The sequence below is a fragment of the Streptomyces sp. NPDC048278 genome (genome assembly GCF_040652195.1).
Classification (GTDB): domain Bacteria; phylum Actinomycetota; class Actinomycetes; order Streptomycetales; family Streptomycetaceae; genus Streptomyces.
The window spans coordinates 382,907-408,268 of the sequence record NZ_JBEZLP010000001.1 but is presented as its reverse complement, the minus strand read 5'-3'; the positions used below and the strand labels follow the sequence as shown (position 1 = coordinate 408,268).

Below are 25,362 nucleotides of genomic sequence, written 5' to 3'. Positions count from 1 at the left end.
TAAGGTCTATCGTCCGTGGTGAGTCCGGCGGTGGGCGGAGCCGTCCGGCGGTGGTCGGGAGGCTGCTGGAGCCGTCGGCCGGACCTCGGTCAGCCGATGCCTTCGTCGACGCCTTCGACGATGCGGAAGTCGCGCTCGACGCCGTCGGAGAGGGCGACCAGGGCCTGCTGGTAGGCCGCACTCTCGCGTGCCGCGACGGCCTGCTCGAAGCTGTCGAACTCGATCAGGACGGTGCGCTCGGCGATTCCGGCGTCATGCGCCGCGACCCGACCGCCACGGACGAGGACCCGGCCGCCCCCGGCCTCGACGGCCAGGCGGGCCAGTTTGTTGTAGGCAGCCAGCTTCTCGGGGTCTGAAATGGTGCGGTAGACGCTGACCCAGTAGCCCTTGGGCATGGAACCTCCAGTGTCGGGACGAGTGCGTATGACTTCAGATGCACGGCAAGCTCAGCAGGACGGCGCGCAGTGCCGTGTCGCCTGCGGACCGGCCAGGACATCGAAGCCGTACCCGAAGAAGGCGAGCCCCGCGACGGCCGCCACCAGTCCGAGCGCGGTACGCCACCGGCCCCGCACAGCGACGAAAACAGCCAGGGCAGCGGCGGTCCCGCCGCACACCAGGACCGGCAGGCCCAGCCGGAGCAGGTCCGGGTTGGTCTCGCCCTCGAAACCGCCGAAGAGGCCCCTCCGGCCGTACGGGAGCCAGACCACGAAGCCCGCCAGCGCGCCGAGTACCGCTGTCAGGCACCCCGCGGCGCCGGTGGCGGCTTCACGCCGGGTCGTCTGTTCGGTTTCCATATACGGAGAGACACCTCGCAGGCGCTGGGAAGTTCCGCTGACCCCGGACGGGTCCGGTCCGGGGTTCCGTGGTGATGAGCGGCGTCCCGAGGCCGGCGACCGCCGCCACGACCAGAGCGATGAACATCAGGGGCCCCGACGGGACGGTGCGGCCGACCGGGACCACGGTGACGTGCAGCATGGCGGCGGCCGACCGGGACGCGGAGGTCTTCCCGGAGGCGGACGAACTCGACCTGACCCGCAGCCCGAACACGCACCTCGCCTTCGGCGCGGGGGCCTACTCATGCATCGGCCGGCCCCTGGCCCGCACCGAGCTGCAGGCCACCCTCGACGTCCTGCTGAGCCGCCTGCCCTCGCTCGAACTCGCGGTGGAACCGGCCGGGTTGAACCGGCTCGCGGGGCTCGTCGTGGACCGGTCGGTCAGGTCACTCGGCGAGGTGGATGGCCACGGCGGGGCACACCGCCGCCGCCTCCTTGACGGACTCGTGGTGCTCCGGCCCGGCGTCCGCCAGCAGGAGGACGGCGATGCCGTCCTCCTCCCGCTGGTCGAACACGTCGGGGGCCTTGACCGTGCACAGGCCGCTGGCACAGCACAGTTCCTCGTCGATGGTGATCTTCATGAGAACTCCTTGTTCGTTCCGCGGTACGTCGGTTGTGCGCCGTTCGGTTCAGCGGCGGCCGGTCACCAGGTGACCCACAGTTCCTCCAGGCCGGTGGCCACGACGCCGGTCCGGATGCGCAGGTCGTCCGGTGTGTCCCGCAGCCGGAGCCCGGGCAGCCGCCGTACGAAGGTGTCGAGGACGACCTGGAGCTCCACCCTGGCCAGGGTCTGGCCGATGCAGAACCGCGGTCCCGCGCTGAAGGCCAGGTGCTGCTGGGCGTTGGGACGGGTGGCGTCGAACCGCTCGGGCTCGGGGAACTTGCGCTCGTCCCGGTCGGCGGCGCTGAGGTTGACGAAGAGGGTGGTCCCGGCGGGCACCCTCTCACCACCGACCTCGATGTCCTCGTAGATGAACCGGGGGATGCCCAGGCCGCCGACGGGGTCCAGCCGCAGTGACTCCTCCACCGCGCCCGGGACCAGGGACGGGTCCTCGACCACGGCCTCGTACAGCGCACGGTCCGCGAGCAGCAGCGCCGTCATCTTGATGATGGCGTTCGAGGTGGTCTCGTGGCCGGCGATCAGGACGCCCACCGCCGTCTGGATGAGCTCCTCCCCGCTCAGCCGCCCGTCCTCGCTGTCGGAGATCTGGGTCAGCTCACTGAGCAGGTCCTCCCCGGGGTTCGCCCGCTTCTCGGCGACCAGGGCGGCGGCGTAGGTCACGAACTCGGTCCGCGCCTCGTCGACCTCCTCCTGGGTGTACTTCGTCGTGGTCATCATGACCTCGGACCAGTGCGAGAACTTGTCCTCGTCCTCGGCCGGTGCGCCCAGCAGTGCGCAGATGACCCCTACCGGCAGCGGGAGGGCGAACTCGGAACGCAGTTCCACCGGCGCGCCCTTGGCCAGCACGGCGTCCAGCAGGTCGTCGGCCATCCGCTGGACGCGAGGGCGCCAGGCCTCCATCTTCTTCACCGTGAACGCCGGGCTGATCAGCCGGCGGTAGCGGCGGTGCCCCTCGCCCATCAGCTCGGACATGGCTTTGTTCTCACGGTTGTACATGCCACCGTCCTCGGTGGTCGCCGTACGGGCGGCGCCCTCGCGGTCCAGGCGGCGGTTGAAGCGGGGATCGGACAGCAGTGTCCGCGCCTCGTCGTAGCCGGCGACGAGGCCGACCACGTCACCGCTGGGCGTCCGGACGTGAGTCACCGGGCAGCCACGTGCCGCGGCCCACTCGGGCGGGGCCTCCAGCGCCTTGGGCTGGTCGAAGGGGTAGTCGCGTACATCGTTCACGGTCATGGTGGGGGCTCCTTCGGTCGATGATCACGCTCGCCATGAGGTGATCTCCCGGGCAGAACGGGTTGCTGACGCGTGCGGGGGGGCTTTGAACGTGCGGAGAAAGGAAGAAAGGACCAGGTTGAGAGCGTGCCGCCACCGACGCGTGGTCCTGGGCGTTGCGCTGACACCGGGGGGCCTCGACACAACGGCCCCCAGCGGCGCCCCGCCATGAACTGACGTTCAGTCAAATCGCTGTCCAGGAGGGCCACTTCGTCGTGGCCGCACCGGCAGCCGTGCGCCTGGACCCGGCGTCGGGCGGGTGAGTCGACGGCGGCGGGCATGTCGTCCCCCGCCCCGTTCGGCGTCGACGACCCCCGCCCTCCGGCCACGGCCGACCGTCGCCACGGCCATCAGGCGGTCGCGCAGTCGCACCCTGTTTCCGGAGGGTGCGGCACCTGGGCCCGGCCGGCGGTCGGTCTTCGCGTCCGCACGCCGACGACCATGATCAGCCTGTCAATCGGCAGTGGCGCCGCCGAGCGGCACGTCCCGCGGCTGGAACGCCGACGATCGGGATCCGGTTCATGCCCCCTCCGGGCGGATGACCGCTTCGGGGAAGGCCGTTACGTCTGCTCTCATGTCGTCTCCGTGGTGGGGGAGGACTCCCGTGGAAGGGAGACCGGTACAGAGGCCACAACCTGCAACTTGCTTAACTTATGCAAGCATCTCTTCCTTGCTTTAGTCAAGCAAATTCAAGGCGATGTTCGTGAAGATCGCGCGCGAAGACCCGGTGGTGCGCAGGGACTTGCCCTCACCGGGCCGCTCCCGCGAAAGCGCGCGCAGTGCGCCGACTCGGCCTGCCCGTAACGATCGCCACCGGGAGAACTCGGCGCCCTGGGAGATCGCCACCAGCGGGCATGTCAGGGCGGCCGACAGCCCGGCCACGCCCGGCAGGTCGAACCGGCTGCCATCAGGGCGAGGCGGACCAGGAGTACCCGCCCTTTGCCGTACATGTCCCCGAGCCGCCCGGCGACCGGCGTGGCGACGGAGGCGGACAGGAGGGTCGAGGTCACCGCTCAGGAGGTGTCCGCGGCCGATGCTCCGGGCAGCCGGGGGAGTTCCGGCAGCAGCGGTGTCACCAGGGTCTGTATCAGGGACACCGCGATCCCGGCGAAGGTCAGAACACCGACGACCTGCCCGGACGCGCGACCGCGGGCCCGCTGGTCCCGGCGCTTTCGGTGACGGCTTCCGACACGGCGGGTCTCCGTCCTGCGGTGTGTTCGCGAGGGCCACCCGGCAATGTATCGATCGACTGATTGACTGAATTAAATCAGATGCTTAACTTGAGTCGAGCAGATGATTGGATCCGTGCGGTGTGAGGACCCATCTCCCCGGGAGGACACGGGAAACTGCCCTTGGCGTACAGCGAACGACAGGGGCACGGCCCCGGTGAGAGCGGGTGATGACGGATGGCGGACCGAGTCATGCGGGCGGAGCGCGGCGGTGCGACCCGGGAGGCGATCATGGACGCGGCGGAGCGCCTCTACGCCGAACACGGAATGCACGCGGTGTCCAACCGCCAGATCAGCGAAGCCGCCGACCAGGGCAACAGCGCGGCGGTCACCTACCACTTCGGCTCCAAGGCCGACCTGGTCCGCGCGATCGCCCGGCGTCATGCCACGCAGATGGAGGCGGCGCGGCTCGACATGGTGACCGGCGCCGTCGGCTCCGGTGACCTGCGGGACTGGGTGGCCTGTCTGGTGCGCCCCTACACCGGGCACTTGGCGGCACTCGGCGCCAGAACCTGGTACGCGCGGTTCCGGGCTCAACTGATGAGCGATCCGGGGCTTCAGCGCATCAACACCCGGGAGGCGATGGAGTCCGCCTCGCTCCGCCTGATCCTGACCGGACTGCACCAGTGCCTGCCCGACCTGCCGGCCGGGATCCGCGCCGAACGCCAGGCCATGGCGGGCCACGTGATCGCCCAGATGTGCGCTGAGCGTGAACGTGCCCTCGCCGATGGCAGCCCCACTCTCCACCCGACCTGGGACGCACTCGCCGACAGCCTGATCGACGCGGTCGTGGGGCTGTGGGGAGCGCCGGTGACACCACACCCCTGACAACAGACGAACTGGCCCCGAAAGGTACTGGAGACCATGACCACCACCCCCCACACGGTCCCCGAGAACACCGCCGACACCCCCGAGTACCCGATGCCCCGGGCGGCCGGGTGCCCGTTCGACCCGCCGCCCGGCCTGTACGACCGGCAGCGGGAACGCCCGCTGTCCCGGGTGCGCGTCTGGGACGGCAGCAGTCCCTGGCTCGTCACCCGCCACGCGGATCAGCGGGCCTTGCTCGCCGATCCGCGGGTCAGTGCCGTGGCCGACACCCCCGGCTATCCCAGCGCGGTCCCGCTGCCGCCCGGCGCCGTCCGTCGTGCCTTCATCGCCATGGACGACCCCGAGCACGCCACGCACCGCCGCATGCTCACCTCCCGGTTCGCGATCCGCCGAGTGGAAGCGATGCGCCCGGCCGTCCAGCGCATCGTGGACGGACTGATCGACGACATGCTCGCCGGGCCGAACCCGACGGACCTGGTCGAGGCGCTCGCCCTGCCTCTGCCGTCGCTGGTGATCTGCGAACTGCTCGGAGTGCCCTACGGCGACCACGGCTTGTTCCAGGAGTGCAGCAAGGGCATCATCAGCCGCACCGCGACGCCCGAGGAGCGTACGGCAGCCCACGGCGAACTCTCCGGGTATCTGGACGAGCTGATGGGCCGCAAGCTCGCCGAGCCCGGCGACGACCTCCTGTCCACCCTGGCCGAACGCGTCAGGGCGGGGGAGCTGACCCGCCAGGAAGCGGCCGAGATGGGCAAGCTGATGCTGATCGCCGGTCATGAGACGACCGCCAACATGATCGCGCTCGGCACGCTCACCCTGCTCGAACACCCCGACCAGCTGGCCCTGCTGCGGGACACCGACGACCCCAGGCTGATCGTCTCGGCGGTGGAGGAACTGCTGCGCTATCTCACCATCACGCACAACGGCCGGCGCCGTGTCGTCCTGGAGGACATCGAGATCTCCGGCCGGACCATCCGCGCGGGTGAGGGACTGATCCTGGCCAACGACATCGGCAACCGCGACCCCGATGTCTTCCCCGACCCCGACCGCCTGGACCTCGCCCGCGACGCGCGCCGCCACGTGGCCTTTGGCTTCGGCGTCCACCAGTGCCTCGGCCAGCCCCTGGCCCGTCTGGAACTCCAGGTCGTCTACGGCACGCTCTACCGCCGGATCCCCACCCTGCGCCGTGCCGTCCCTCTCGATGCCGTCCCCTTCAAACACGACGCGCTCGTCTACGGCGTCCACGAACTGCCCGTGTCCTGGTGGTGAACGACGACGCCCGGGAACCGGCCGCGACGGATGTTCGGCGGATTGGACCAGGCGGCGCAGGACGACCTGGCGATCTTCTTCTCCAACGGCGCGAGCGGCATGGTCAACGACTGGCCGGCCGAGGGCGAGGCCACTCCGGAACCGGCGACGTCGGCCGATCGGCCCCCATGCCGTCTGCGTGGTCGGCATACGCGCTCCCCGGCCCTCCGGCCGGAGGCAGGGACGACACCGCCCCGGCGGCCGTCCCCGCGTACGGGGGACGACCGCCGGGGCCGGTGTCCGGGATGTGTCAGGCCTGCGCCTCGCTCACCGCCTGTGCAGCGGGCTCCGGGGCCTGCGTCGCCGCTTCCGGCTGGGCAGCGGCGCGCCGCTTGGGGATGAAGGTGGCGAGGGCGAAGGCGAGGAGGGCGGCGGCGGAGCCGATGGCCATGACGACCTTGAAGCCGTTCTCCGAGGGCAGCGCGTGGCCGCCGAAGCCGGTGGTCATCTGGGCGAGGATGACGCCGGCGATGGCGCTGGCGAAGGACGTGCCCAGGGACCGCATCAGGGTGTTGAGGCTGTTGGCGGCACCGGTCTGGGAGGGCTCGACGGCGCCCATGATGAGGGCGGGCAGAGCGCCGTAGGTGAAGCCGACGCCGCCGCCGATGATGCAGGAGACCAGGACGAGGTGCCAGACCTCGGACATCAGCAGGATGTTGAGGGCGTAGCCGGAGGCGACGATCAGGGCGCCGATCATCAGGGTGACCTTGGGGCCCTTGGCCCTGGTGACGCTCGCCGAGACGGCGGACATGGCCATCATGACCAGACCCTGCGGAGCCAGCACCAGACCCACGGTCAGCATGGACTTGCCCAGGCCGTAACCGGTCTGCGTGGGCAGCTGCAGGAGTTGCGGCAGGACCAGGGACATGGCGAACATCGAGAAGCCGAGCGCGACCGAGGCGAAGTTGGTGAACAGCACCTGGCGGCGGGCGGTGGTGCGCAGGTCGACCAGCGGCTGCCGGGTACGCAGCTCCCACCAGCCCCAGGCCAGCAGGATCACGACGGCGGCGACGCCCAGGCCGAGAGTGGTGCTGGAGGTCCAGCCCCAGTCGCCGCCCTTGGAGACGGCGAGCAGCAGGGAGAGCAGACCGGCGGCCAGGCCCAGCGAGCCGACCAGGTCGAAGCGGCCTCCGGTGCGCACCTTGGACTCCGGGATGACCAGCAGCACCAGGATCAGGGAGAGCGCGCCGAGGCCGGCGGAGGCCCAGAACAGGATGTGCCAGTTCCAGCGGTCCGCGATGAACGCGGCGGCCGGCAGGCCGAGGGCGCCGCCGACGCCGAGGGAGGCGCTCATCAGGGCGGTGGAGCCGGCCAGCTTCTCGGCGGGCATCGTGTCGCGCATGATGCTGATGCCCAGTGGGACGACCGCGGCGGCCAGGCCCTGCAGGGCGCGTCCGATCACCATCGGGACGAGCGAGTCGGCCAACGCACACACCACCGAGCCGGCGATCAGCATCACGATGCTGGCCAGCAGCATCCGCCGTTTGCCGATCATGTCGCCCAGCCGGCCCACGACCGGGGTGGCGACGGCGGCGGCGAGCAGGGTGGCGGTGACGGCCCAGGCGGTGTTGGAGGGGGAGGCATTCAGAAGCCGGGGGAGCTCCGGAACGATCGGGATGACCAGGGTCTGCATGAGCGAGACGACAATCCCGGCGAGAGCCAGCACCGCCACCACGGCGTTGGCCCTGGGCGGGGCAGACGTCCCCGCGTCGGCGGGTCGGGTAGAAGCGTGGGACATGGCGGGGAGCCTCCGTCGGGTTCGAGCGGAATTGCTTGACTCACGCAAGCATATGATTGATTGAGTAAGTTAAGCAATCTCAGGGGATATGTTTCAGGTCACTGCGCCGGAGCCGGTGGCCCTCGGGTCGAGAGGCAACTCCGCGATTACTTCGAATCCGCCCTGGGGGCGGGCCCCGGCGCGGAGCCGGCCGCCTGCGGAGCCGGCGCGCTCGCGCATGCCGATGAGTCCGTAGCCGCTCTTCGGGGCGGGGGAGCATGACCGCGGGGGGCCGTCGTCGGTGATCGTGACGACCAGTTGGTCGTCAGTGTAGACGAGCCGCACCTCGGCTGAGCGAGTGGCGGCGTGCTTGGTGACATTAGTGAGGGCCTCCTGCACGATGCGGTAGGCCGTGAGACCGGTGCCGGTCGAAAGTGGTCGCAGCTGTCCCTCTTCGCGGAGGCTGACCAGGAGACCGGCTGCGCGGAAGGAGGCGGTCAGCTCCGGCAGCCGGGCCAGGCCCGGGGCGGTCGCGGCGCTGGCGGCTTCGTCGTCCGGGGCGCGCAGCAGTCCCACTGCGGTTCTGAGTTCACGCAACGCCGAGGAAGCGGTGTCCGTGAGCTCGACGGCGAGTCGTTCCGCTTCCTGTGGCCGGGCCGACAAGGAGCGGCCGATGGCCTCCGCCTGGACCTTGGTGAGGACGAGGTGATGGGCGACGACGTCGTGGAGATCCCGGGCGATGCGCAGGCGCTCCTCGGCGACCCGGCGCCGCGCCTCCTCGTCCTGGCTCCGCTCGGCGTGGTCGGCCCGGGCCCGGGCCTCCTCCAGCCACGCCCTGCGCAGCCGGGCGACGGTACCCAGCGAGGTGGGCAGCAGCAGCCAGAAAGCGGGGCTGACCAGGGTGAACATCAGGGGCTCGGCGTCGTGGGCGGTGATCACTGCCGTGCTTGTCAGCACCGTGATGCCGGAGAGTGCGCAGATGTTCGCCGTCCTGCGGTCCGTGCGGACGGCCAGCGAGAACAGCGCGACCATCGCGGGTCCCAGCAGCAACGGCGTGACCAGGCAGCCGAAGGCGGTCACGGCCGTGGCGCAGCCCAGCGCGACGGCCGCCGTCGTGCGAGGGCGGCCGCGGCGCCACAGCAGCGCGACGCACGAGACGAGGGACAGCAGGACGACCTGCCACCACGGTACGGCCGGGCCGCGTCCGGGAAGCGTGGCCAAGCCGGCAGGGCAGGAGGCCGCGAGGCAGAGGGCGGCGAGCATCGCGTCGACGGGGCGGGGGTGGCCGTGCAGGCGCCGTTGCAGGCTGTCGATCATGAGAGTTCTTCTGTTCGGTCAGGAACCGGGGAGGGGACAACGGCGCGGCCGGCTCCGCGGCGCGGTGCCGAGGAGCCGACTGCCCGGGTCGCGGGCCTTTTGCCCCCTGCCCGACTACTCGTCGAAGGTGATGACGACCTTCTCGGCCGCCCCGGGGGTGAGGGTCAGCTCAAAGGCCCGTTCGACCTCGGCGAAGGGCACGCTGTGGCTGATCAGCTTGGCGAACCGGTCCTGGTGCTCGACGAGTTCGGGAGTCACCTCGAAGATCTCCGTCGGGTAGCCCTGGGAGGCGATGAGCGTCAGCTCGCTGCGGAGCATCCCGCCAAGATCGATGTCGGAACCCTTCTTCTGCACGGCGACCATGACCAGCTTCGCGTGCCACCTGGCGTTCTGGATCACGGTGTTGAAGACGGCGGGCGCCCCGGCCGCGTCGATGTAGATGTCGGTGCCGGGCCGGGGCTGGCCGAGCGCGTTGGCGGCCTCGCCGTGCAGCTCGCTGAGGCGCGCGGTCACGTCCTCCTCGGCCGAGTTGATCACCGCGTCGGCCCCGACGGCCAGGGCCTTGTCCAGCCTGGAAGGGATGACGTCGACGACGACCACGTGCTGGACGCCACGCAGCTTCAGCCAGATCGCCGCACCGAGACCTATGGGCCCGGCGCCGAAGACGACGACCCTGTCTGCCGGCTTTGCCTGCGAGCGGTTGACCGCGTGCCGGGCCACCGCCATCGGCTCGTTGAGGGAGGCGACGGCGAAGGGAACGGTGTCGGGGAAGACCGCGACGCTCCTGCCGACCTCCGCGTCCTCGATGAGCAGGTACTCGCTCATGCCGCCGTACCGGCCACCGCAGCCGATGATCCCGGTGGGGGCGTCCTGCGGGTTGACGACGACCCGGTCGCCGGGCTGCAGTCCCGTCACTTCCGTACCGACCTCGACGACCTCACCGGCGGGCTCGTGGCCCAGGGGGACCGGCACCGGGTCGCCACCGAGGTGGGCGCGGGCGGGCATGCCACCCATGTGCAGGAACGACACGTCCGTACCGCAGATGCCGCAGGCGCGGATGCGTACGAGCGCGTCCCTCGGTCCGGGCACGGGACGGTCGACCTCCACGACGTCCACCTTGTTCACGCCGGCGGTCTGCAGGGACTTCATGCTGGTCATGTGGGAAGTGATCCTTTCTCGGGGTTCCGATGTTCCAGAGGTGTCCGGCGAGGGATGCGCCGTGTCGACGTACTCGGCACCGCCGACCTCGGCCCGTTCTCGCGGCACGGCGTTGAGCCGCTGCTCCTCCTGGCGCGGGAAGTTCACATCGCCGGAAGCGAGGACCATGTCGCGCAGGCATGCACCCGCGAAGGAGGACTCGGACCCGGCGGCGTGCGGGAGGTGCCGGGCCGCCGGGTCCGAGAGCGGCGCCGACCCCGTCCCCACGAGTTCGGCGCGGCGGGGCGCCTCCGCTCAAGCGCCCCGGTCTGTGACTGTCGTGAGCTACCGCCCACTGTGTTGCTTGAGTCAGGCAAGCATATTGAGATTGCTTAAGTCAAGCAATTCGATTCACCGCGGTGCCGGCAGATGAGGGTGTGCAGGTCAGCCATGCTGTCGCTGCCTCCCACCGCGCAGCAGGGCGGTCCCCGCGCCGAGCGAGACGATCCCCATCCCGGCGCTGGTCGCAATGCCCTGGCTCCCGTCGACGACGAACGGGGCGGCGGCAGCGACGACGAGGTTGAACAGGAACAGGAACCACAGGGCGGGGCGGGAGGAGAGCAGCTTCTTCACGGGTGATCCGTTTCGGGGGAGAGGGGAGGACCCTCGTGGCTTCGTTGAACTTGCGTAAGTTGACGATCCCGTCGTTCACGCCTCGCCACGAGGGAGTGTCCTCCCGGATCCGTGGTGTAGCCCGCCACACCTTCGCCCGTCCCTCCCGCGTGCTGATGAGGCAGACGCGGTAGCCGTGATCGTTTGTGCCCTCGGTGCGGTCATGGGTGGAGGCTCTGTTCGGCCCAGATGCATTTGCCGTCGTCGAGGTAGCGGGCGCCCCACCGTCGGCAGAGAAGTGAGACCATCTGCAGACCTCGGCCTCCTTCATCGGTGTGTGTCGCTCTGCGGATGCGCGGGGTGCTGAGGCTGCCGTCGTAGACCTCGCAGATCAGTGTGTTGCTGCGCAGCAGACGTAGCCGTAGCGGTTGCTTCGCGTGGCGGATGACGTTGCCGACCAGTTCACTGACCACGAGTTCGGTGGTCGTCGTCAGGTCTTCCAGTCCCCAGACGGCCAGTTGCTCGCGGACGTGCCGCCGGGCCTGCCCGGCAGCACGGGGGTCGGCCGGCAGGTCGAGGGAGGAGACGTCACGGTCGGCGGTGCACCGGGTAAGGGTGATCAGCAGCGCCGCGTCGTCGACGGTGTGTTTACGGTCGGGCATCAGGGCGGTGACGACGGCGTCGCACAGGTCGTCGAGAAAATCGACGCTCCTGTCTCCATCCTCGGGTACAGCCTGTCGTTGCCTGGTCATCGCGTCGGCGAGGGTGTCCCTGAGATGGGCCAGTCCCTGTTCGATGTCGCCGGTGGTGGCTTCCAGGAGGCCGTCGGTGCAGAACGCCAGAATGTTCTCGCCAGGCAGACGGAGCTCATGGGTGGCGAAGGGAGGGGAGGCGGCACCCAGCGGCGGGTCGGGAACCAGGACCGGACAGGTGACCGTGCCGTCGGGGTGAACGACTGCCGGAGGGGGATGACCGGCCGAGCAGAAGGTGCAGGTCTGGGCGACCGGGTCGAAAACGGAGTACAGGCAGGTGGCGAAGCAATCGTGGCCCAACTCGCTGACGAGTTCGTTGAGGTGGACGAAGACTTCGTCCGGGGGCATTTCCAGTTCCGCCAGGGTCCGGACCGCCGTGCGCAGCCGTCCCATCGTCGCGGCTTCGGTGATGCCGTGGCCCATCACATCGCCGACCACCATGGCGACCCGGTCGGCGGAGAGCGGGATGACGTCGTACCAGTCTCCGCCGACCTCTTCATCCACGCCCACAGGCAGGTAACGGGCGGCAGCACTGAGCGCGGGCAGGCTGGGCAGTGTCTTGGGCAGCAGCGCGCGCTGGAGCCCCTGTGCCCGGGCGTGCTCCAGGTCGTACAGCCGGGCCCGCTCCAGCGCCTGGGCGACCACACCGCTGCTGGCTGCTACGAGGGTGCGCTCGTCATCGTTGAAGACATGCGGACGGCGGAAGGCGATGAAGCATGCTCCGATGACCCGTCCAGAGGTGGCAAGAGGAAGGAACGCCCAGGCTTTCATCGGTGACGTTGCCAGGAATTTCTTGTATTTCGGGTGGATGCCGCCGAAATCCGCCGCGGACTCGATGAAGCGGGGTGCGCGGTTACGCAGAACCTCGGCAACCTCTGGAACGTCCCGCAGAGTCATTGGCCCGACTTGCTGCAGGTATCCCGGCGGGTATCCGACGCTCCCGACCACTTCCAGCCGGTCGCCCTCAAGCACCTCGATGCCCATGCCGTCGGCGTTGAAGGCGGGCAGTAGGTGGTCGGCCACTGTGCGTACGATGTCCGCGGAGGTGACGGCCTCGGACAGCGCCTTGGTCAGTCCGTCCATCCGGGACGTCCATGCGGCGGCGAGTCGCTCGTCGGCCGGCCGTCTGCTCTCCCGTGCCTGCTGGTCCGTAGGCCCCCCTGTCTCTGTGACGTCAGTGCAGGACATCGCCAGTCCCCCGGCCCGCGCGGGCACGCACCGCACATGGACGAGACGACCATCGGTCGGCAGGCGCAGGGTGAAGACGGCTGGCGAGGCCTCGGCGGACGCCCGTCGGCACTGATCCTCCAAGCCGGGTATGTTCGCTGCCGGCAAGTCCCACAACACCCTGCCCAGCGGCGCGGGGCCGAGGGCGAACAGTCGCTCCGCCTCCTCGTTGAAATAGGTGATCTGCCAGTTGTCGTCCAAGGCCAGGAATGCTTCGTACAGGGTGCGCAGTGTGTCCTGGGCGGTACATCGAGCTACTGATGCCGAGTCCGTCTCCGCCGGCGCGGAGGCCTCGCGTCTCCCTCGGGATCCTTCCAGGTACCCGGCGAACCAGGCAGCGACGCCATAAAGTGAGGGGCGCTGTTCGGGAGTCGGCACGACAGGCGTCTTGGTGAACAAGGACAGTGCGCCGACCGGTCCGCCGGTGCCCATCAGGGGTACTGCCACCACAGTGCAGGCTGCGTCCGGACCGTACTCCCCGGCCACGGTCACGAGAGCGCCCTCGCGCAGCGCACGTGCCGGGGCCACGTCCCGATCCACCAGCAGGTTCGACCACGGCTCGACGGTCTCGGCTGCGAGTCCGCTGGCAGCCACCAGACGCATGCGACCAGTACCTGGAGAGTGCTCGTGCACCATGCCGCCGAGGCCACCCAGCTGTGCTACTGCCGAATCCAGGGCGGACACCAGTTTCCGCACCCTCGACACATCCCTCTCCGAGGGCTTCGGAGAGCCGCACCGCTCTGAAGCCGGCTGCACGGCTCGGCTCTCGGGCTCAACGCTCCCAGCTGCCACCTCGACTCCTGCGTGCCCACTGTGTACGCGGCCCACAGCAAGCCTTTTTCAACGGTAGTACCTCCTCACCCTCGTTGCATGTGCCCGTCTGTCGGTACTCCGTGGGGGTGCTGGTGAGAAGTCCTCGACCCTCGCCATCGAGGCCGCGGTCGGCACCCATCAGGACGTCGCGGCCGTCGCGGTCACGGCTGTTTCCGATCCTCGCCCGGATCGAGCCGTGGGCTCGGAGGCCGTGCGGGCCGAACACGTACCGCTGACGCGTAGTACTGCGCCGGGCCGGGACAGCGCGGCGGTCACGGCAGCCTTCGAGCGGGTCGACCGGGAACTCGGACGGTTGGACATACTCGTCAATTCGGCCGGCATCAACGCCCCCACCCCCGAGGCCAACCAACGGATCGCCGACGCCAACCTCAAAGCGGTCGACGACATGCGCAACGGCCGGACTCCCAGGTTCGACTACCTGGAGGACACGACGGACGACGAGTTCCGGCGGGTCATGGAAGTGAACCTGTTCGGCGCGATCGCGCCTGGATCCGTCGACACGCCGTTGATGCGGCAACAGCCGGACGAATTCGTGCAGTTCCTGGTCGGAACCCAGAGAATCCCGCGGCTGGCCACCCCGCGTGAGGTGGCCGAGATGGTCGTCTTCCTCTGCGACGACGAGAAAGGCCGAGACGGGCGGGTTCTCCACAGGACAGACGATCTCTCCCGATGGCGGTATCCATATGTGATACCAGCGCGATTGTGGTGACTTCCGTGCGTCACGTACGGTCGGAGGGGAGGAGGCAGGCGTTGATCGACGATCTGGACCGCGGCATCATGAGCGCCCTCGCCCGCGACGGACGCACCCCGTACACCACGCTCGCCCGTGACCTCGCGGTGTCCGAGGCGACCGTACGGCAGCGGGTGGCGAGGCTGCAGGAGAGCGGCGCGCTGCGCATCGTGGCCCTGTGCAACCCTCTCACCCTGGGCCACCAGTCGGTGCGGCTGATGATCCGGGTCCGGGACCTGACGCCCCGCGCGGTCGCCAAGAGCCTGGCCGACATGCCGATGATCAACCATGTGGCGCTGGTCGCGGGCAGCCAGGACATCTTCCTGGAGGGCACCTGCCGGGACCAGCCGCAGCTCGTGCAGCTGCTGGACGAGATCCGGATGCTGCCGGGGGTGTCCCGGGTCCAGGTGCTGCTGCTTCTGGAGCTGTTCAAGGACTACTCCTGGAACGGCCTCAACAGCTCGGTCGGGCAGGCGGTCGCGGACGGCTGACCGGCTGTCGGCGCTTCACGGTCCTTCCCGGCGCTTCACCGGGGCAGGATGCGCTGGTCCGGTCCGGCCGGCACGTCCCGGAAGCCCGCCCACAGGTAGCTGTCCTTGACCACTTCCAGGACGGTGAGCGCCTCCGCGTGAGCCACGCCGTTGACCCGGCGGACCCGCTCGGTGAGCAGCTCCGAGAGGTGGGCCAGATCCCGGCAGCGCACGTCGAGGATGAGGTCGTAGGGGCCGACGCAGGACGCCACGTAGCGCACCTCCGGCATCCGGGACAGCTCGCGGGCGACCAGGACCACCGGGACGTGGTGCACCCGTACGGCGAGGTGCACCTCCATCTCGCCCACCCGCACCGCGTCGGTCATGCCCACCACCTGGATCGCGCCGCGCCGCCTCAGCCGCTGGAAGCGGGAGCGCACCGAGGCCTCCGACAGGCCGATGGCCCGGCCGATCTCACCGAACGACTTCCGGCCGTCCACCCTCAGCTGGTCGATGATCTGCCGGTCCAGGTCGTCGATCACGCCGGCACCTCCTTCTGTCCTGCTCCCACCATCATCGCCCCGCGTCTTTTCGCGCCTGTTGCGAGATGCGTGGAATTCGCTCCCAGTTTCCACTGGATTCGATTTCAACAACCCTGTTCAGGCGGTTGCTCCCCAACGGATGCTAAGGGCCACGGCACGAACGGACGATCTTCCGGACGTGCGCAGACGATCCGAGGGAGGCCCCGCACATGCACGCACCGCCACCGCCCGCCGGCCGGAGTCCGCGGTGACCGTCACCGCCGCACCGCCGCCGACCGCCACGGCGCAGCCCGCGGCGCGCGCCACCCGGCTGCGGCACCGCGCGATCACCTTCGCCCTGCTGGCCCCCGCGGGGCTGACGGTCGTGGCGCTGGTGCTCGTGCCCCTGGCCCTCGTGGTGCGCAACAGCTTCGCGACGGCGGATCCCTATGGTGGCATCCGCGGCGGGTTCACCCTCTCGAACTACACCGAGCTGTTCGACCCGGTCTATCTGAAGGTCTTCGGCTACAGCCTCGGCATGGCGGCCCTCAACACCGTCGTCTGTCTGGTGCTCGGCTACGTGGTGTCGTACTACCTGGCGGGCCGGCCGCCGCGGCGCCAGGGCCTGCTTCTGCTCCTGATCATCGTGCCGTTCTGGACCGACTTCCTGGTGCGGACCTTCGCCTGGATCAACCTGCTCAGCCCCGGCGGTCCGGTGAACGCGCTCACCGACGCCATCGGTCTGACCGACGGGCGGACGCAGTGGATCCCGAGCCAGGGCGCCTCCTTCGTGGGCCTCGTCTACGCCTTCCTGCCGACGGCGATCTTCCCGATCTACGCGACGCTGCGCGGGGTCGACCCCTCGCTCGGTGAGGCGGCCCGGGACCTGGGCTGCGGCTGGTGGCGGGTGCACACCCGGGTGCTGCTGCCGCTGGCGCGGCCGGGGCTGCTGGCCGCCGCGCTGCTCACGTTCATCCCGACGCTCGGCGTGTTCGTGATCCCCGTACTGCTCGGCGGTGGCAAGAACCAGCTGGTCGGGAACCTGATCGTCACGCTGTACACCGAGTTCCGCAACCAGCCGATGGGAGCCGCGGCCTCCGTGCTGCTGCTGGTTCTGATGATCGCGTCGGTGGCGGTGCTGGGCACCGCGGCGAGCCGGCTGCGGAGGAGGACGTCATGAGCGCCCGCACCCGGCTCCCCGACACGGTGACCGCCTGGCTGGCCCGCGGTGTCATCGTCTTCCTCTACATCCCGATCGTGGTCGTGGTGGTCCTGTCGTTCAACGACTCGGACGTCACGTACAAGTGGGCGGGGTTCAGCACCCGCTGGTACGGGGTGCTTGCCCAGGACACCGATCTGCTCTCCGCGCTGCGGGTGAGCGCCGAGGCCGGCGTGATCTCCGCGACGCTGGCGACGGCGGGCGGGCTGTTCGCGGCGATGGGCATGGCCCGGCTGGGGCCGCGCGGCCGGGCGCTGTTCTCCGGCGGGCTGTTCCTGCCGCTGGTGATCCCGGAGATCGTGCTGGGCGTGGCGCTGCTGTCGGTGTTCGGCACCCTCAAGGCGACCCTGGGCCTGACCACGCTGGTCCTCGGCCATCTGGTGGTCACCCTTCCCTACGCGGCGCTGATCGTGCTCGGTGCGCACCGGGCACTCGACCCGGCTCTCGACGAGGCCGCCACCGACCTGGGCTGCGGTGCCTGGCAACGGTTCCGGCTGGTGACCGTGCCCCTGCTGAAACAGGCGCTGCTCGCCTCCTGGCTGCTGTGCTTCACGATCTCCTTCGGCAACATCGTGATGTCCACCTTCACCAGCGGGGTCGGCACCACCACGCTTCCGCTGCGCGTGTACTCGCTCCTGAAGACCGGACTGACCCCGGAGATCAACGCACTGGGCACCCTGCTCGTGCTCTTCACCTTCGTGATCATCCTGGGCGCCGGCCTGCGGCAGATGCGCCGTGTCCTCACCGGCGACGGCCGCGACTGAACCACCGGCCGCGCGTCCCCTTCTCCCGCACCCGCACCGTCGCGCCGTACGTCCGTCCTGCCTGCTCCGGTACGTCCCTGAAAGGCCTCGCCATGTCCCGTACCACCGTTTCGAGAACGCTCGTGGCCACCTCGGTCCTGACCGTCACCGCGCTGGTCGCCACCGCCTGCGGCGGCTCCGGCTCCAGCACGGCCGCCTCCTCCGGCGGCGGCAAGGAGCTCCACCTCTACGCCTGGGCCGGGGAGATCCCCGACTCCGTGGTCAAGGGGTTCGAGAAGGAGACCGGCATCAAGGTCACCGTCGACACCTTCGACAGCAACGAGACCATGACGGCCAAGCTCAGCTCGGGCTCGTCGGGCTACGACCTGGTCGAGCCCAGCCAGTACACCGTGCAGCAGCTGATCGGGCAGCAGCTCATCGAGCCGCTGGACCACAGCAAGATCGAGGGGCTGGGCAACCTCGCCGCGAAGTTCCGCACCGCGTCCTACGACAAGGGCAACAAGTACAGCGTGCCGTGGATCTGGGGCACCACCGGCTTCGCCTACAACGACACCTGCATCAAGTCGGCGACCAGCTGGAAGACCCTGTTCGACAGCAAGTACAAGGGCAAGCTGTACATGCTCGACAACATGCTGGCCGCCTACATCGCGGGCCTCCAGGTCACCGGGCACCGCGCCACCAGCACCGACAAGGACCAGATCGCCGAGGCGACGGCGGCCCTGCAGAAGCAGAAGGGCATCCTCGCCGGCTACAACTCGACCAACTACCCGCAGCTGCTGTCGACCGGTCAGGCGTGCGCGGCGGAGGCGTGGAGCGGGACGGCGATGGCGAAGGTCGTGCAGTCGAACAAGCACGTCCACTACGTCATCCCCGAGGAGGGCGGCTCGATCTGGACCGACGGTCTGGCGATCCCGAAGGGCGCCAAGAACCTGACGTCGGCGTACAAGTTCATCAACTACCTGCTGCGTCCCGAGGTCGCCGCGAAGGCCACCGACGACGGCTCCTCCGCCAGCGCCAACCAGGCCGCCCGCAAGTACATCAAGGACACGGCCGCGCTGAGCAATCCGGCGATCTACGCTCCCGACTCCTCGATCGCCAAGGCCGACTTCCTGCTCGACCCGGGCACCGCGATGCAGTACTTCCAGCAGGGCTGGACCAAGGTGAAGGCCTCCTGACATGAGTACCGAAGAAACCGGGGAAGCGGTCCCCGCGGTCCGGCTGACCGGCGTCGGAAAGGTCTTCGGAGCCCAGCACGCGGTGCGGGACGTCACCCTCGACATCCGGCAGAACGAGTTCTTCTCGATCCTCGGCCCCTCCGGCTGCGGCAAAACCACCCTGATGCGCATGATCACCGGCTTCGAGGAGCCGTCCGAGGGCACGGTCGAACTCGGCGGTGTCCCGGCGACCGGCGTGCCGGCGCACAAGCGGGACCTGAACATGCTCTTCCAGAGCTACGCCCTCTTCCCGCACCTGAGCGTCGCCGACAACGTCGCCTTCGAGCTGAAGGTCCGCAAGCTGCGCCCGAAGGCCGAGATCAAGGGCGCGGTCACCGAGGCGCTCGCCCTGGTCCGGCTTGAGGGGTACGGCGACCGCGCCGTCTCCCAGCTCTCCGGCGGCCAGCGGCAGCGGGTGGCCATCGCCCGCGCGCTCATCGCCCGGCCCTCGCTGCTGCTGCTCGACGAGCCGCTGGGGGCCCTGGACAAGAAGCTGCGCGCCGAGATGCAGCTGGAGCTGAAGAAGATCCAGCGCGAGGTCGGGGTGACCTTCGTGACGGTCACCCACGACCAGGAGGAGGCGCTGACCATGTCCGACCGGATCGCCGTGATGAACGGCGGCCGGGTCGTGCAGGTCGACACTCCGGAAGGCGTCTACGAGCGGCCGGCCAGCCGGTTCGTCGCCTCCTTCATCGGCACCTCCAACTTCCTCACCGGCACCTGCGACGGTCGGGTGGTCGACGTGGGCGGGCTGGGCGCGCTGCCGGTCCCCGAGACCGACGTCACCGGGCAGGCGCATCTGTCGGTGCGCCCGGAGAACGTCGGGCTGTGCGCCGACGAGAACCTGCTGCCGTCCGGTCAGGCCGTCCTCCGGGGCACCCTCCAGCAGTCCGTCTACCTCGGCAGCGCCGTACGCCACCACCTCACGCTGGCCGACGGCTCGACCTTCGTCGCCGAGACCTCGTCCTCCGGCACGGCCGGCCTGTCCGCGGGCGGCCCCGCCTGGGCGCACTGGCGGCCGGAGGCCTCCCGGGTCCTGGCCGAGTGACCGTCCCCGCTCCGGGGCGGGCGCCCCGCACGGCGCCCGCCCGGCACCCGCATCCCGCACCGACCCGTTCCAGCAAGGAGATACGACCGTGAAGGTCGCCGCCGCCCAATACGCCCCCACCGCCGACGTCGGCGCCAATCTCGACGTCGTCGCGTCGATGACCGCCGAGGCCGCTGCCGCGGGGGCGGAACTCGTCGTCTTCCCCGAGGAGGCGATGATCCCCGCGGAGGCCGCGGGCAAGCCGCTGCACGCCACGGCCGAGGCACACTGGCCCGGCTTCCTCGCCGGGATCTCCCGGCTCGCCGCCGAACACGGAGTCGCCGTGATCGCCGGCGGCTACGAGCCGAGCGGCGGCTCACTGCCGTACAACACCATCGCGGCCGTCTCCGCGGAGGGTGAACTCCTCGGCCGCTACCGCAAGATGCACCTGTACGACGCCTTCGACTACCGCGAGTCCAGCGAGGTGCAGCGCGGTGACGAGGGGCCGGTCGTGGTCCGGATCGGCGAGTTCAACGTCGGCCTGGTCAACTGCTACGACCTGCGCTTCCCCGAGTTCACCCGGGCACTGGTCGAGATGGGCGCCGATCTGCTGTCGGTGTCGGCGGCGTGGGTGCGCGGTCCGCTCAAGGAGGACCACTGGACGACCCTGCTGCGCAGCCGGGCGATCGAGAACACCTGCTGGGTGGTGGCGGCCTCGCTGACCACGCCCGACTGCATCGGGATGAGCATGGCCGTCGACCCGCTGGGCGTGGTGCGTGCCGCGCTCGGCGAGGAGGAGCGGTCGCTGTTCGTCGTCGACGCGGACAAGCACCGTACCGACCGCGCCCGCACGGTGCTGCCCGTGCTCCGCAACCGTCGCATCATCATCGGCCCGAGGTGACCCGTCATGCTCCTGGACATACGTGAACTGAGCGAAGTACCCGCCCTCGACGAGGAGTTGGCGGCCCGTCTGGCCAGGGTGGACTTCCCCACCCTCGGCCACTACCTGGAGGAGGGGTTCTGCCATCCGGCGCTGCGCCGGGTGGCCGGCGCGGGCCGGCTGGTCGGCCGGGCCGTGACCGTACGGATCACCGCCACCGACTCGACGATGCTGCACCACGCGGCGGGCCTCGTCGGCCCCGGTGACGTGGTCGTCGTCGACTGCGGCGGCGACCGCCGGCACGCGCCGCTGGGCGAGGTCGTCGTGCACGCGCTGGCCGCACGGGGCGCGGCCGGGGCCGTGGTGGACGGCGTGTGCACCGACATCGGCGCCCTGCGCGAGGTGGGGCTGCCGGTGTACGCGTACGGCACCTCGCTGCTGACCACCAAGCTGCACGGCATCGCCGACGGCTCCCTGGGCGCGCCCGTGCACTGCGGAGGCGTTCCGGTGCGCGCCGGCGACCTGGTCCTCGGTGACGAGAACGGCCTGCTCATCGCCCCGGCCGCGGCCCTCGCCGCCGTCGTGGACGAGGCGCTGGCCGACGACGCCGAGGAACCCGACCTCATCGCCGAGCTGCACCGGGGCCACCCCCTGGGCACGCTCACCGGAGCCACGCGCACCCTCGCGGACCTCCGGACCCCTTCCCCCACCTCCGCGTGATCCGGGCCCGCACCGGGCCCCGTACACCCAACCCCCAAGGAAACACACCCATGTTCCTCAAGGCAGCCATCAACGGTGGCCGGACCCGAGCCGAGCACCCGGCGGTCCCCGTGACGGCCGAGGAGATCGCCGTCGACACCGCGGCCGTCCTCGCGGCCGGCGCCGACATCGTCCACCTGCATGTCCGCACCCCCGACGGCGGGCAGACCATAGCCCCCGACGCGCTCGCGGAAGTGCTGCGCGCGGTCCGTTCCACGGCGCCGGGCGCGGTCGTCGGGACGACCACCGGGCTGTGGACCTGCTCGGGCCCCGAGGAGCGCTACGACCTGGTCAAGTCCTGGGAGATCCTGCCGGACTTCGCGTCGGTGGCGTTCTGCGAGGAGGGCGCGACCGAGACGGCCGCACTGGTCGTGGCCCGGGGCATGGTGCTGGAGAGCGCGGTGTGGAGCGTGGACGACGTGCCCGCGCTCCTGGCGTCGCCGACCCTCGCGGACAACGTGCGGATCCTGATCGAGCCGATGGACGAGGACCCGGACACGGCCGTCGACCACGCGCGCGCGATGGCGGCGATGATCCGCTCCGCGGGTGTCACCATTCCGCTCCTGTACCACGGTGAGGCGGCCACCACCTGGCCGGTACTGCGCGCCGCACTCGCCGACGGCCACCAGGTCCGCATCGGCTTCGAGGACGGCCTCCTCCTCCCGGACGGCACGACCGCCCGGGACAACGCCGAACTCGTGGCCGCGGTACGGGACTTGGCCGCGCAATCGGTGTAAGCGAAGGAATACAGTGGCTCAGGAAGTCGCCGACAGCGGGTCGGCGACAGGATCGGTGCGCGGGTCAGAGGGCGGTGAAGGTCCACAGCAGGTTGGTGCTGCTGCCGTAGGTCCACTGTTTGGTGACGGAGCCGGAGGACACGTTGCCGCCGCCGTCCAGGACGAGTCCGGTGGTGCGGTTGGCGACGGAGTAGCGGCCGTCGCCGCGGTGGGTGATCAGCCACTGCTGGTTGGTGCCGCCGTTCCAGGCGGCCTGCCGGGCGGCGGAGCCGTCGGCGGTGGCGCCCCAGCCGTCGGCGACCATGCCGTTGGTGCGGTTGACCAGCTTGTAGTAGCCGCCGCCCACCTCGACCGCCTGCCACTGAAGGTTGCTGCTGCCGTCCCAGGTCCACTGCTTCAGGTTGGAGCCGGAGGACACGTTGCCGCCGCTGTCCAGAGCCAGGCCGTCGGTGACGTTGAGGACCTTGACGTACGTGGCCGGGTTGAACTGCACCTTCAGGGACGTCACCTTGTCGTTGTTGCCGGTGGTCCTGAGGTCGGTGTTGTCGGCGGTGAAGGTCCATGACGTGCCGGTGAAGTCGTCGCCGGAGTAGCCGATGACCTGGTAGCCGGGGGCGAGCCGCAGGGACGAGAGGGTGAGCGGGGCGAGGCCGGCCAGGGTCAGGTCGTCCGCGGTGTAGTCGCCGACTTCGAGGACGGTGCCGGTGCCGGAGTAGTCGACGTCCTTGAAGCCCACGGCCCCGGCCAGTGGTCGCAGGCTGGGGATCTCGCCGGTGAAGGTCAGCTTCAGGACGTAGGCGTTCGCGGTGAAGGGCGCGGACGACGGCAGGGTGACCGTCAGGCCCGTGGAGTCCTGCGTCGGAGTCGCCAGGCCGATGTAGGTGCCGGCGGTGGAGCCGAGCAGCTTGGCCGACGCCAGCGAGGAGACGTCGATCCGGGCGGAGTTGAGCGTCTTGACCGTCAGTGAACTGCCGGGCCAGCCCAGCACGGTGGCGTACAGGACGGTGTTCGCCTTGTCACGGGTGAAGCGGATGTCCTGGGCGGTGCCGGCCGTGGGGGTGGTGAAGGAACCGCCGCCCATCTTCGTGGGGCCCTCGCCGTAGGCCGTCCAGGCCCGCGTGTCGTAGATCGACTCGCCGAAGCGCCCCAGGTAGTCACCGATGGCGAGCAGGATGTCCTTCTGCCCCTGCGGGATCGTGCCGTCGGCCATCGGCGCGATGTTCAGCAGCATGTTGCCGTTCTTGCTGACCCGGTCGATCAGCGCGTGCAGCATCTGCTGCGTCGAGTAGTAGCCGATGCCGGTGGTGTAGCACCAACTGGAGCTGGAGATGCTGTCGTCGGTCAGCCAGTACGGCGCGGTGAGGTCGGCCGGGCCGCCGCGCTCGAAGTCGTAGACCTCGCCGTGGCTGTCGAGGCCGTCCTTGTAGGTGGCGACGACCTCCTTGCCCCACTTCGCGGCCTGGTTGTAGTAGTACGAGAGGAAGTCGAGGCGCCGGGTCTCGTCGACGTGGTCCAGGCGCCAGTCCTGCCACAGGATGTCGGGCTCGGCGAGGTCGATCACCTCCTTGAGCTTGTCGTACCAGAGCTGGTTCTCCTCGGCCGAACTCAGCTGCCCGTACAGCTTCTTGAGGCTCGCGTCCGTCTGGGCGGGCGCGTACTCGTAGTAGCCGGTGAAGTTGTACGCGTGGTGCATCGCCACCAGCAGCTTCAGGTCCTTCGCCCGGATGGCGTCGATGAAGAGCTTCAGCAGGTTCAGGCCCGGGCCCTTGGCCACCGAGTTCCACTCGTTGACCTGGCTGTCCCACATGGAGAAGCCGTCGTGGTGCTCGGAGACCGGTCCGGCGAACCGCGCGCCCGCGTCGACGAACAACTGGGCCCACTCCGCGGGGTCGAAGTTCCCGCCGGCCGACTTGAGCTTCGGCGCGAACTCCACGTGGTTCCCTGCGAGGTCGTCCGCGCCGTTGACGAAGTCGTGGAACGGCCAGACCGAGGGGTCGCCGTAGGTGGCGATGTGGTGCTTGTTGGCCTTGCTGCCCGAGTCGTACATGTTGCGCGGGTACCACTCGCTGTCGTACGCGGGGACGCTGAAGACACCCCAGTGGAAGTAGATGCCGAACTTGGCATCCCTGAACCACTCGGGCGAGGCGGTGTGCTGGTTCACGGAGTCCCAGGTGGGTGTGTAGGAGCTCGACGCCGCCCGGGCGCTGCCGACGGCGAACCCGTCGGCGGCGATCGCGGTGGCCACGACGGCGGTGGCACCGGCCAGGAGTTGGCGTCTGCTGACTGAACTCGGCATGAGGACATCCCTGTTGCGGAGGGGGACGGGGGGAACCCGGGCGCCGGATGCTACGCATGAAGGTCGTCCACGTATCCCGTCCATGTCAACAGGCATGCACTCGATTAATGGGATGGATTCTATGGGGCGGGTGGCCGTGGGGGCGTAGGTCCTGACCGTTGTACGAGAAAACTGCTGATGAACCGGGTTAGTGTGGTGGAGTGGCGGCTGGATACTCTGATCACCTCTGCATATACATCCCATCTCTCTGTGGTCGGCGGTGCGTGCGCCCGTATCATCGAGGTCACTTTGAGCCTGCGGAGCCGGGCAGGGAGAGAGGTCGCGGTGTCCCTGACGGACAAGGCCATTGAGCAGATCCGTGAACTGATCCGGACCGGGGCACTCCCGCCGGGCTCCAAACTGCCGCCGGAACCGGAGCTGGCGGCCCGGCTGGGTCTGTCCCGCAACCTCGCCCGTGAGGCGGTCAAGGCCCTGGCCGTGGCCCGGGTCCTGGAGATCCGGCGCGGTGACGGAACCTATGTCACCAGCCTTCAGCCGAGCTTGCTGCTGGAGGGGCTGGGCGGTGCCGTGGAACTCCTCCAGGGAGACTCGGCCGCCCTGCGGGACCTCATGGAGGTACGGCGGCTGCTCGAACCCGTCGCCACGGCCCTGGCCGCGACCCGGATCTCCGACGAGCAACTGGCCGAGGTGGAGCGGCATCTGGAGGCCATGCGCGGAGCACGCGACGATGTCGAGCGGCTGAACGCCCACGACGCTGCGTTCCACCGCGCGGTCATCTCGGCCACCGGCAACGAGTCGCTGCTCACGCTGCTGGAGGGCGTGTCCGGCCGTACGCTGCGTGCCCGCATCTGGCGTGGCCTGGTCGACACCCGGGCGGCCGGACGCACCCTCGCCGAACACGAGGCGATCTTCGCGGCCCTGTCCCGCCGCGACGCGGCCGTCAGCCAGGCCGCAGCCCTGCTGCATGTGAGCAACACCGAGCAGTGGCTACGGGAACACCTGCGCTCCGGCGAGTCCGGCGAGTCCGGCGAGTCCCTCGGGTCCTGAAGGGACGGTG

The 25,362-nt window shown here is 69.7% G+C and carries 24 protein-coding genes and 1 pseudogene; 13 read left to right on the top strand and 12 right to left on the bottom strand.

Annotated features, from left to right (window positions below; all coding sequences use genetic code 11):
* Window positions 1-89 precede the first annotated feature (89 nt).
* Complete coding sequence (locus AB0D74_RS01890; RefSeq protein WP_362579228.1) at window positions 90-395, bottom strand: DUF1330 domain-containing protein; 306 nt, start codon at window positions 393-395, stop codon at window positions 90-92.
* A gap of 51 nt (window positions 396-446) precedes the next feature.
* Entirely contained in the window at window positions 447-794 is a 348-nt protein-coding gene (locus AB0D74_RS01885) for a hypothetical protein (protein ID WP_362579225.1), read from the bottom strand.
* Between the two features lie 74 nt (window positions 795-868).
* Here AB0D74_RS01885 and AB0D74_RS01880 point away from each other — a divergent pair.
* A pseudogene (locus AB0D74_RS01880) lies at window positions 869-1,129 on the top strand (cytochrome P450); the annotation flags it as partial.
* A gap of 90 nt (window positions 1,130-1,219) precedes the next feature.
* On the opposite strand, the gene AB0D74_RS01875 reads toward AB0D74_RS01880, so the two are convergent.
* The 3 genes from AB0D74_RS01875 to AB0D74_RS01865 all read right to left on the bottom strand — a co-directional run bounded on the left by AB0D74_RS01875 (window position 1,220) and on the right by AB0D74_RS01865 (window position 3,737).
* Window positions 1,220-1,414 carry a ferredoxin gene (locus tag AB0D74_RS01875; RefSeq protein ID WP_362579223.1) on the bottom strand — a complete coding sequence of 65 codons (195 nt, stop codon included), beginning with the start codon at window positions 1,412-1,414 and terminating at the stop codon, window positions 1,220-1,222.
* A gap of 62 nt (window positions 1,415-1,476) precedes the next feature.
* The gene (locus AB0D74_RS01870; RefSeq protein ID WP_362579220.1) at window positions 1,477-2,688 is read right to left on the bottom strand and encodes a cytochrome P450; all 1,212 of its coding nucleotides are present in this window, start codon (window positions 2,686-2,688) and stop codon (window positions 1,477-1,479) included.
* Window positions 2,689-3,584: 896 nt separating this feature from the next.
* Entirely contained in the window at window positions 3,585-3,737 is a 153-nt protein-coding gene (locus tag AB0D74_RS01865) for a hypothetical protein (RefSeq protein WP_362579217.1), read from the bottom strand.
* 396 nt (window positions 3,738-4,133) lie between these two features.
* On the opposite strand from AB0D74_RS01865, the gene AB0D74_RS01860 reads away from it, so the two are divergent.
* Window positions 4,134-4,784, top strand: a complete 651-nt coding sequence (locus AB0D74_RS01860) for a TetR/AcrR family transcriptional regulator (protein ID WP_362579214.1) — start codon at window positions 4,134-4,136, stop codon at window positions 4,782-4,784.
* Window positions 4,785-4,820: 36 nt separating this feature from the next.
* A complete protein-coding gene (locus tag AB0D74_RS01855) occupies window positions 4,821-6,053 on the top strand; it encodes a cytochrome P450 (protein WP_362579211.1) in 1,233 nt (410 codons plus the stop codon).
* A 289-nt stretch (window positions 6,054-6,342) separates the two neighbouring features.
* On the opposite strand, the gene AB0D74_RS01850 is transcribed toward AB0D74_RS01855, so the two are convergent.
* The 5 genes from AB0D74_RS01850 to AB0D74_RS01830 form a co-directional block, all read right to left on the bottom strand.
* On the bottom strand, window positions 6,343-7,830 hold the full coding sequence (locus AB0D74_RS01850) for an MFS transporter (protein WP_362579208.1): 1,488 nt from the start codon (window positions 7,828-7,830) through the stop codon (window positions 6,343-6,345).
* A gap of 93 nt (window positions 7,831-7,923) precedes the next feature.
* A complete protein-coding gene (locus AB0D74_RS01845; protein ID WP_362579205.1) occupies window positions 7,924-9,126 on the bottom strand; it encodes a sensor histidine kinase in 1,203 nt (400 codons plus the stop codon).
* A 114-nt stretch (window positions 9,127-9,240) separates the two neighbouring features.
* On the bottom strand, window positions 9,241-10,284 hold the full coding sequence (locus tag AB0D74_RS01840) for a zinc-binding dehydrogenase (protein ID WP_362579202.1): 1,044 nt from the start codon (window positions 10,282-10,284) through the stop codon (window positions 9,241-9,243).
* Between the two features lie 423 nt (window positions 10,285-10,707).
* Window positions 10,708-10,896 (bottom strand): hypothetical protein, encoded by a 189-nt coding sequence (locus AB0D74_RS01835; protein ID WP_362579199.1) that lies wholly within the window; start codon window positions 10,894-10,896, stop codon window positions 10,708-10,710.
* A gap of 200 nt (window positions 10,897-11,096) precedes the next feature.
* Window positions 11,097-13,457 (bottom strand): SpoIIE family protein phosphatase, encoded by a 2,361-nt coding sequence (locus AB0D74_RS01830; RefSeq protein ID WP_362579196.1) that lies wholly within the window; start codon window positions 13,455-13,457, stop codon window positions 11,097-11,099.
* 277 nt (window positions 13,458-13,734) lie between these two features.
* Between AB0D74_RS01830 and AB0D74_RS01825 the strand changes: the two genes are divergently transcribed.
* Window positions 13,735-14,397 carry an SDR family oxidoreductase gene (locus AB0D74_RS01825; RefSeq protein WP_362580141.1) on the top strand — a complete coding sequence of 221 codons (663 nt, stop codon included), beginning with the start codon at window positions 13,735-13,737 and terminating at the stop codon, window positions 14,395-14,397.
* A gap of 41 nt (window positions 14,398-14,438) precedes the next feature.
* Window positions 14,439-14,909: an Lrp/AsnC family transcriptional regulator gene (locus tag AB0D74_RS01820; protein WP_362323837.1), complete on the top strand. Its 471-nt coding sequence runs from the start codon at window positions 14,439-14,441 to the stop codon at window positions 14,907-14,909.
* Window positions 14,910-14,944: 35 nt separating this feature from the next.
* Here AB0D74_RS01820 and AB0D74_RS01815 read toward each other — a convergent pair whose 3' ends face one another.
* Window positions 14,945-15,430, bottom strand: a complete 486-nt coding sequence (locus AB0D74_RS01815; RefSeq protein WP_362579192.1) for an Lrp/AsnC family transcriptional regulator — start codon at window positions 15,428-15,430, stop codon at window positions 14,945-14,947.
* A 247-nt stretch (window positions 15,431-15,677) separates the two neighbouring features.
* Between AB0D74_RS01815 and AB0D74_RS01810 the strand changes: the two genes are divergently transcribed.
* The 7 genes from AB0D74_RS01810 to AB0D74_RS01780 all read left to right on the top strand — a co-directional run bounded on the left by AB0D74_RS01810 (window position 15,678) and on the right by AB0D74_RS01780 (window position 22,009).
* Window positions 15,678-16,589 (top strand): ABC transporter permease, encoded by a 912-nt coding sequence (locus AB0D74_RS01810; protein ID WP_362579189.1) that lies wholly within the window; start codon window positions 15,678-15,680, stop codon window positions 16,587-16,589.
* Window positions 16,586-17,392 (top strand): ABC transporter permease, encoded by an 807-nt coding sequence (locus AB0D74_RS01805; RefSeq protein WP_362579186.1) that lies wholly within the window; start codon window positions 16,586-16,588, stop codon window positions 17,390-17,392. Before AB0D74_RS01810 ends, AB0D74_RS01805 begins: the two co-directional genes overlap by 4 nt.
* 122 nt (window positions 17,393-17,514) lie before the next feature.
* A complete protein-coding gene (locus AB0D74_RS01800) occupies window positions 17,515-18,567 on the top strand; it encodes a spermidine/putrescine ABC transporter substrate-binding protein (protein WP_362579183.1) in 1,053 nt (350 codons plus the stop codon).
* Between the two features lies 1 nt (window position 18,568).
* Window positions 18,569-19,654, top strand: a complete 1,086-nt coding sequence (locus tag AB0D74_RS01795) for an ABC transporter ATP-binding protein (protein ID WP_362579179.1) — start codon at window positions 18,569-18,571, stop codon at window positions 19,652-19,654.
* Between the two features lie 88 nt (window positions 19,655-19,742).
* Window positions 19,743-20,534 (top strand): carbon-nitrogen hydrolase family protein, encoded by a 792-nt coding sequence (locus tag AB0D74_RS01790; protein WP_362579176.1) that lies wholly within the window; start codon window positions 19,743-19,745, stop codon window positions 20,532-20,534.
* A gap of 6 nt (window positions 20,535-20,540) precedes the next feature.
* Window positions 20,541-21,233, top strand: coding sequence for an RraA family protein (locus tag AB0D74_RS01785; protein WP_362579173.1), 693 nt, complete (start codon window positions 20,541-20,543; stop codon window positions 21,231-21,233).
* A 50-nt stretch (window positions 21,234-21,283) separates the two neighbouring features.
* Window positions 21,284-22,009, top strand: coding sequence for a 3-keto-5-aminohexanoate cleavage protein (locus tag AB0D74_RS01780; RefSeq protein ID WP_362579170.1), 726 nt, complete (start codon window positions 21,284-21,286; stop codon window positions 22,007-22,009).
* A gap of 64 nt (window positions 22,010-22,073) precedes the next feature.
* Here AB0D74_RS01780 and AB0D74_RS01775 read toward each other — a convergent pair whose 3' ends face one another.
* Window positions 22,074-24,305, bottom strand: coding sequence for an alpha-L-fucosidase (locus AB0D74_RS01775; RefSeq protein WP_362579167.1), 2,232 nt, complete (start codon window positions 24,303-24,305; stop codon window positions 22,074-22,076).
* A 324-nt stretch (window positions 24,306-24,629) separates the two neighbouring features.
* Here AB0D74_RS01775 and AB0D74_RS01770 point away from each other — a divergent pair, with 324 nt between their 5' ends.
* Window positions 24,630-25,352, top strand: a complete 723-nt coding sequence (locus AB0D74_RS01770) for a FadR/GntR family transcriptional regulator (RefSeq protein WP_362579164.1) — start codon at window positions 24,630-24,632, stop codon at window positions 25,350-25,352.
* Window positions 25,353-25,362 lie beyond the last annotated feature (10 nt).

Bases quoted from the DNA above. Each gene is read 5' to 3' on its own strand.
- AB0D74_RS01885 (WP_362579225.1), bottom strand. From the start codon at position 794: ATGGAAACCGAACAGACGACCCGGCGTGAAGCCGCCACCGGCGCCGCG.
- AB0D74_RS01780 (WP_362579170.1), top strand. From the start codon at position 21,284: ATGTTCCTCAAGGCAGCCATCAACGGTGGCCGGACCCGAGCCGAGCAC.
- AB0D74_RS01775 (WP_362579167.1), bottom strand. From the start codon at position 24,305: ATGCCGAGTTCAGTCAGCAGACGCCAACTCCTGGCCGGTGCCACCGCC.
- AB0D74_RS01860 (WP_362579214.1), top strand. From the start codon at position 4,134: ATGGCGGACCGAGTCATGCGGGCGGAGCGCGGCGGTGCGACCCGGGAG.
- AB0D74_RS01845 (WP_362579205.1), bottom strand. From the start codon at position 9,126: ATGATCGACAGCCTGCAACGGCGCCTGCACGGCCACCCCCGCCCCGTC.
- AB0D74_RS01795 (WP_362579179.1), top strand. From the start codon at position 18,569: ATGAGTACCGAAGAAACCGGGGAAGCGGTCCCCGCGGTCCGGCTGACC.
- AB0D74_RS01870 (WP_362579220.1), bottom strand. From the start codon at position 2,688: ATGACCGTGAACGATGTACGCGACTACCCCTTCGACCAGCCCAAGGCG.
- AB0D74_RS01875 (WP_362579223.1), bottom strand. From the start codon at position 1,414: ATGAAGATCACCATCGACGAGGAACTGTGCTGTGCCAGCGGCCTGTGC.
- AB0D74_RS01840 (WP_362579202.1), bottom strand. From the start codon at position 10,284: ATGACCAGCATGAAGTCCCTGCAGACCGCCGGCGTGAACAAGGTGGAC.
- AB0D74_RS01785 (WP_362579173.1), top strand. From the start codon at position 20,541: ATGCTCCTGGACATACGTGAACTGAGCGAAGTACCCGCCCTCGACGAG.
- AB0D74_RS01850 (WP_362579208.1), bottom strand. From the start codon at position 7,830: ATGTCCCACGCTTCTACCCGACCCGCCGACGCGGGGACGTCTGCCCCG.
- AB0D74_RS01890 (WP_362579228.1), bottom strand. From the start codon at position 395: ATGCCCAAGGGCTACTGGGTCAGCGTCTACCGCACCATTTCAGACCCC.
- AB0D74_RS01855 (WP_362579211.1), top strand. From the start codon at position 4,821: ATGACCACCACCCCCCACACGGTCCCCGAGAACACCGCCGACACCCCC.
- AB0D74_RS01805 (WP_362579186.1), top strand. From the start codon at position 16,586: ATGAGCGCCCGCACCCGGCTCCCCGACACGGTGACCGCCTGGCTGGCC.
- AB0D74_RS01830 (WP_362579196.1), bottom strand. From the start codon at position 13,457: ATGCGTCTGGTGGCTGCCAGCGGACTCGCAGCCGAGACCGTCGAGCCG.